The sequence below is a fragment of the uncultured Nitrospira sp. genome (assembly GCA_902500695.1).
GTDB lineage: Bacteria > Nitrospirota > Nitrospiria > Nitrospirales > UBA8639 > Nitrospira_E.
On the sequence record CABVRQ010000131.1, the window covers coordinates 1 to 5931 of the forward strand.

Here is a 5931-nt window from a genome sequence, read left to right on the forward strand (position 1 = left end):
ACTCCCTGAATGATATCGAGCAGACGGTTGTGGACTTCAAAAATAAAGAGCCTATCCTCCTCGGACAAGTGGCAGATGTGAGGATTGGCAATGCCCTAAAGCGTGGCGAAGGCTCTGTGAATGGTGAACCGGCTGTGGTCATGGCCATTTTGAAACAGCCTGAAGCCAATACTCTGACCCTCACTCACCACATTGATCGCGTGCTCGATGAGATCGAGCCGCGTTTGCCGGAGGGATTTACCCTGGACCGGTCTCTCTTTCGACAATCAGATTTTATTCAGGTCGCCATTCAGAACGTGGTGAGTGCGCTTCGAGATGGCGCGCTGTTGGTCGTGATTGTTCTGTTCATCTTTTTGTTGAATATTCGGGCCACCTTCATTTCCGTCATGGCCATTCCTCTCTCTTTAGCAGCCGCTCTCATTGGGCTCAAGCTCGCCGGGGTAACCATCAACACCATGACCCTGGGAGGACTGACGATTGCGGTGGGTTTGTTAGCGGACGATGCCATTGTGTTTGTTGATAACATTGTGCGCCGCATACGGAAGGAACGGGATAAAGCTTCAGACGAACAACGTCCGTTGCTGGGTGTGGTTCAAGAAGCCTGTGCCGAAGTCACCCCTTCCATTGTATTTGCCACCTTCATCATCATGCTGGTGATGCTCCCGCTTTTTTTTCTCGGAGGGGTGGAGGGTCGATTACTTTGGCCCCTGGGCTATGCCTATCTTCTCGCGGTGTTGGCGTCGCTTCTGGTGGCCGTGACCGTTACCCCAGTCTTGAGCACCTTGTTCTTACAACAGGACCAGCAACAGAAAGAAGGGTGGGTGGTCAACAAGCTCCTCCACTATTATCAAAAAAGTCTGACAACGGTTTTGGGACATCCCAACGTGATGCAAGGGCTGGCCGTCCTTCTCCTCCTTGTGGCCATGGCCATTTTGCCTTGGCTCGGACGGACTTTTTTGCCCTCATTTAATGAGGGCACGCTCACCGTGAATATCGTGACGTTGCCTGGGACCTCGTTACCTGAATCGGACCGGATCGCTCGTTTGGTGGAAGAAACCTTGTTGACACATCCGGAAGTGGTCTCAACTGCGCGGCGAACCGGGCGGGCCGAACTTGATGAACATGCCGAGGGCGTGAATTCAAGCGAACTCGATGTCATGCTACGGATGCGAGAGCGGAGTAAGGAGGCGTTTCTCATGGCGGTGCGCGAGTCGTTTCGCATGATTCCAGGTATCACGATCAATATCGGCCAGCCCATCTCTCATCGTATCGATCACATGTTGTCAGGAACCCGAAGTGCCATTGCCGTCAAGCTGTTTGGGCCGGACCTCTACACCTTGCGCCAATTGGCGAAACAAGTCGAACAGGTTATGAAACCCATTCCGGGCGTGGTGGATCTGGCCGTCGATCAGCAAACCGATATTCCCTTGCTGACTGTCGCTTTCAACCGCAGAGCCCTGGCCTCGCACGGCTTAAGCGTGGGGGAAGTCAACGAGACGCTTCAGACAGCCCTGAAGGGTCGAACCGTGACTCAGGTCCTAGAGGGGCAACGTGCCGTGGATTTGATTGTCAGGTATGACGACGAGTATCGAAAAAATCCTAGCGTCCTGGATTCAACGCTGATTGACACGCCAGGAGGCAATCGCGTCCCACTCAGTATGTTGGCGACGATCTATGATGATCGTGGTCCTAACAAGATTAACCGGGAAAATGTTCAACGAAAAATGGTGGTGGCGTGTAACGTGGCGGAGCGAGATCTCGGAAGCGTGGTGGAGGACATCCAGCAGCGAATCACCGCTCAAGTCCAATTTCCCCCTGGTTACTACATTACCTATGGTGGGCAGTTTGAAAGCCAGCAAGAAGCCACGCGGCTCATTCTTCTCATCAGCCTTGTGGTCTTAGGGGGGATGATCGTCTTACTGTATCAAGCCTTTTCCTCCCTCCGACTCGCCTTGTTGATCCTGATTAATCTTCCACTGGCGCTTGTTGGAGGGGTACTGTCTGTAGCCCTGACCGGCGGCGTGCTCAGCGTGGCATCCCTCGTGGGGTTCATCACGCTTTTTGGCATTGCCATTCGCAATGGCATTTTATTAATCGCTCGATACCAGTCCCTGCTGGCTCAAGGTATGCCGCTCCGTCAGGTGGTGATGGATGGCTCCCTTCATCGATTGACGCCAATCTTGATGACGGCCCTGGTGACCGTGTTTGCACTCATTCCCTTGGCTCTTGGACAAGGACAGCCGGGCAGCGAAATCCAAAGCCCCTTGGCGATTGTCATCCTCGGGGGGCTGCTCACCGCGACATTTTTAAACTTGTATCTTCTTCCGGTTCTCTTTGTCCGTTACGGGGTAAAAGATTCTGTGAGGCAGGGTGTGCATTTTCAAAAGACTCTCTAAGGAGGAGACATTCATGATAGGTCATCGAGCTTTAACGTTATGGTGCGCGTTAGGATTGCTTGGGCTGTGTTTGACCGGGCTATCCCACGCCCAGGATACAAAAAATAATCTCCGCGCCTATACCCTTGAGGAAATTGTTCAGCTGACATTAAGCCACAATCCCCTCGTGAAAAAAGGGGAAGCCTTTATTGAGAAGAAGCAAAGCCAACAGGTCATTGCGGGGGCCTATCCAAACCCGAGCTTGAATATACAATCCGGTTATTCTGAATTCCGGGATTCCGCAGACTCCATCACCACGATTGAACGGTTTGTGACTCTCAGTCAGCCACTGGAATGGAGCCCTAAGCGGGAAGCCCGGAAGCTGGCCGCGCTGGAAGGGCTTGGAGGTGCACAAAAAGCGTTTAAAGAAACACAGATTCATTTGAAAGCGGCCGCAAGGCTGGCGTTTTATGAACTCTTCCTGGCGGAAAAGCGAGCAGCGCTGGCCTTTCAGAATTTGAAAGTTGTTGAAGATTTAAAGCAGGCGGTGAAAAGTCGTGTGGACGCCGGGGACGCCCCCCCGTTCGAGGAAGTGAAGATTAACGTGGAGATGTTAAAGGTCCAAAAAGAAATTACGGGTGCTCAAAGTGCTGTCCATGTAGCAAAGGCGGCACTAGACTCCCTTACAGCAGGAACACTGGGAGTACAATTTAGTATTCATGGGCGTTTTAAGACCTGGCCTGAGAATTTGGATTTAAGGGTCCTTACCACCGAAGCATTGAACCAACATCCCACACGAGAGAAATTCCAAAAACTCCTCAAGCAGGCCCAGCACAGCCTTATTGAAGAAAAGGAAGCGCGGGTACCAAATGTCACCCTTAGCGGCTCCTATCAGCGAGATGCCGGACGGGAAGCCTTCCTAGGAGGGGTGACCGTGCCACTTCCGCTTTGGTATCAGCGCGACGGAGAAATTGCCGACGCGTTAAGTACACAACACGAAATCGAAGCCGACCTTTTGAAATGGAAGCAGGATACGATGAAAGAGGTAGCTGGGAGATTTTATCAGTCGCAAGCCGCGGCTGCACAAATCAACACCTATAAAAATGGTCTGCTCAAACAAGCTGAAGAAGCCGTACGAATTGCCCAAGTCAGTTTCCACTATGGTCAGGCAAGTCTTCTTGAAGTTCTGGACGCGCAACGTATTTTATGGCAGACCATCCTCGGGTATGCGCAAGCTCAATACGACCTTTCCATTGCCCTCACCCAACTTGAGCGGTCGATTGGTGGGGAAATCTAACTGGTAGGAGCCTTATGAAAATACGAGTCGTCAGTCATGTCTCCTAAAAATACTCTGGGGGCCTTTTATGGTTTGGGCGCGGCCCTACTCTTTGGTTTGACGACGCCCATTCTCAAACTGTTCCTTCCCGTGTATGACCTGCTCCCCGTGGCTGGGCTGTTATATGTAGGAGCAGGCCTCGGACTTGGTCTCTTTGAAATCCTTTTGGCATTCACGAGGTCCCCGGCGTCATCCCAGTCCGAGACACCCATTCAAACGGGCGATATCGGCCGGTTACTGGGCATCATTCTGACCGGCGGGATATTGGGGCCTATTCTCATGCTCTATGGACTTGAACGGATTTCTGCGGTGGTCGGATCGCTTCTGCTTAACCTGGAAGCCCCTCTCACGATACTCCTGGCCGTTACGCTCTTTCGCGAACATTTGGGGAAACGGGAGGCTGTCGCGGCTATTGTCATATTTGCCGGTGCCGGGATTCTGAGTTATCGCCCTGAAGCGGTATATGGAGATTGGCTCGGGATCATCAGCATCAGTGGAGCCTGTGTGTGCTGGGCCGTGGATAACAATCTCACCCAGGGACTTTCACTTCGAAGCCCGGTGGCTATCGCCAGGATCAAGGGTTTGAGCGCGGGAGCCTGTTCACTGGGACTGTCCTGGGTGCTGGACTTGGAATTTCCCGATATGACCGCCATCAGTCTGATAATGGTGTTGGGGTTTGTGGGCTATGGCGTTAGTGTCGTGCTGGATATCTATGCGCTTCGTATCCTCGGCGCAGCCCGGGAGGCCGCATTCTTCGCGACGGCGCCGTTTATTGGAGCCTTTGCTGCCGTACTCATTCTTGGGGAACATTGGGGGTTTGAAGAATATGTGGCAGGGGCGACGATGGCCATAGGGGTGAGCGTGCTTCTTCGAGAACACCACCGCCATTTCCACGTGCATACAGGTATGGAGCACGACCATATCCACACCCACGCCGATCCCCATCATCAACATGATCACGAAGAGGAAGTCGTGGGGTCTCACGCCCATTGGCATCGGCATCTGCCGTTGCAACATGATCATGGACATGTGTCGGACGTGCATCATCGACACAAGCACTAGCGGGAATTTCGGTATTGTAATGTATGGACGCTCCCGAGAATGCAAGGGTTCTTGGTCGAACATAGCGCATGAGGTTTGCCGTCATGTATCCGGCCTGTTTATACAGTCCCGTGACCGCTGGCCTTGATGGAATCCGCCTCTCAAAAGGTCGGAGGATAGACGCCCAGTCAATTTATCGAGCTCTGTGCTCGGACAATACCTCGGGTTGGATCTATCCTGGCTACCTGTTTCGCCATCATGTCCTCTTCACCCTCGCAATGCCTCTCGCCTTTTCTTATCTGAATACGGCATTGAAATCCTGGTGTTCTCTCATCATGGTCCAGACCGTCCGAGCCGTTTTATTGGCCATGGCTACCAGGACGACATTGGTCGGTCGCCTTGTCAGTAACTCCCCAATCCAAGGCGAGGGTTTCTTGGGGGACGCCCTAACCGGCTTTTCCCACCGGATGAGTGCTGCTGCGGGACGAGGCCTAGCCACGCGGACAAGTGTCGGCCGGATTGAAACTGGGAGCCATCGCCGATCGTGGCCACCAGGGCCGTCGCGGTAATGACGCCGACACCCGGGATGGTCGTCAAGCGTTGGCTTGCTTGCTGGGAGCGATGCCGCCCCTACAGTTTGCTCTCAAGTGTCCGGATGGCCTCCTTCACGGCCTGCAGCTGAGCCATGAGGACGCTCAGCGCTTCGCGGGCGAACATCGGCAGCCGCGGATCAACTGGGTTTTCAATCACCACCAGCAAGTCTTGGTTTAACACTCTGGTTTCTACCCCATATAATGCTGCGAGATCATTATCGAGCATCACCTTTTCCCCACGGATCAGGTAAATGGCGCGGGCAATCCGTTCGATGGGAATCATGGATGGGCTTGTTGATTTTTTTTGTGGGCATAACTTGGGTACTCCTTGAAGACTATGCATACTAGAAATTGCCCACTACCACAATCTTGAGGCATTCGTTTGGAACATGGTTGACCTGTTCCCCGTCGCGTAACAGGGAAAGACTGCTTGCTAAAAGAACGCGGGTGCATCCTGCGTGGACAACACCGAGCCGTTGTCCACCCCACACCACGAGACTTCACGACATTTAGAAGAGGGGAAGGGGCACGCAATCCACGGAACGAGGAATAGGCTGCAAGGGATGGAATGCGGCATTCTGGAAGT

Annotated in this window: 4 protein-coding genes and 1 pseudogene; 3 read left to right on the forward strand and 2 right to left on the reverse strand. The window is 53.2% G+C overall.

Annotated elements, in window-relative coordinates; all coding sequences use genetic code 11:
- The 3 genes from AAH187_RS18470 to AAH187_RS18480 all read left to right on the forward strand — a co-directional run.
- A partial coding sequence (locus AAH187_RS18470) for an efflux RND transporter permease subunit (RefSeq protein ID WP_342349960.1) occupies window positions 1-2396 on the forward strand: 2396 nt, incomplete at its 5' end.
- A gap of 13 nt (window positions 2397-2409) precedes the next feature.
- Window positions 2410-3672, forward strand: a complete 1263-nt coding sequence (locus tag AAH187_RS18475; protein WP_342349961.1) for a TolC family protein — start codon at window positions 2410-2412, stop codon at window positions 3670-3672.
- A 36-nt stretch (window positions 3673-3708) separates the two neighbouring features.
- Entirely contained in the window at window positions 3709-4773 is a 1065-nt protein-coding gene (locus AAH187_RS18480; RefSeq protein WP_342349962.1) for an EamA family transporter, read from the forward strand.
- A gap of 420 nt (window positions 4774-5193) precedes the next feature.
- Here AAH187_RS18480 and AAH187_RS18485 read toward each other — a convergent pair.
- Both AAH187_RS18485 and AAH187_RS18490 read right to left on the reverse strand, forming a co-directional pair.
- Window positions 5194-5355, reverse strand: a pseudogene (locus AAH187_RS18485) (transposase); the annotation flags it as partial.
- Between the two features lie 27 nt (window positions 5356-5382).
- Entirely contained in the window at window positions 5383-5628 is a 246-nt protein-coding gene (locus tag AAH187_RS18490; RefSeq protein WP_342349963.1) for an ORF6N domain-containing protein, read from the reverse strand.
- Window positions 5629-5931: the final 303 nt, after the last annotated feature.

Excerpts from the sequence above, each read along its gene's own strand:
- AAH187_RS18475 (WP_342349961.1), top strand. The coding sequence starts at position 2,410 with ATGATAGGTCATCGAGCTTTAACGTTATGGTGCGCGTTAGGATTGCTT.
- AAH187_RS18480 (WP_342349962.1), top strand. The coding sequence starts at position 3,709 with ATGTCTCCTAAAAATACTCTGGGGGCCTTTTATGGTTTGGGCGCGGCC.
- AAH187_RS18490 (WP_342349963.1), bottom strand. The coding sequence starts at position 5,628 with ATGATTCCCATCGAACGGATTGCCCGCGCCATTTACCTGATCCGTGGG.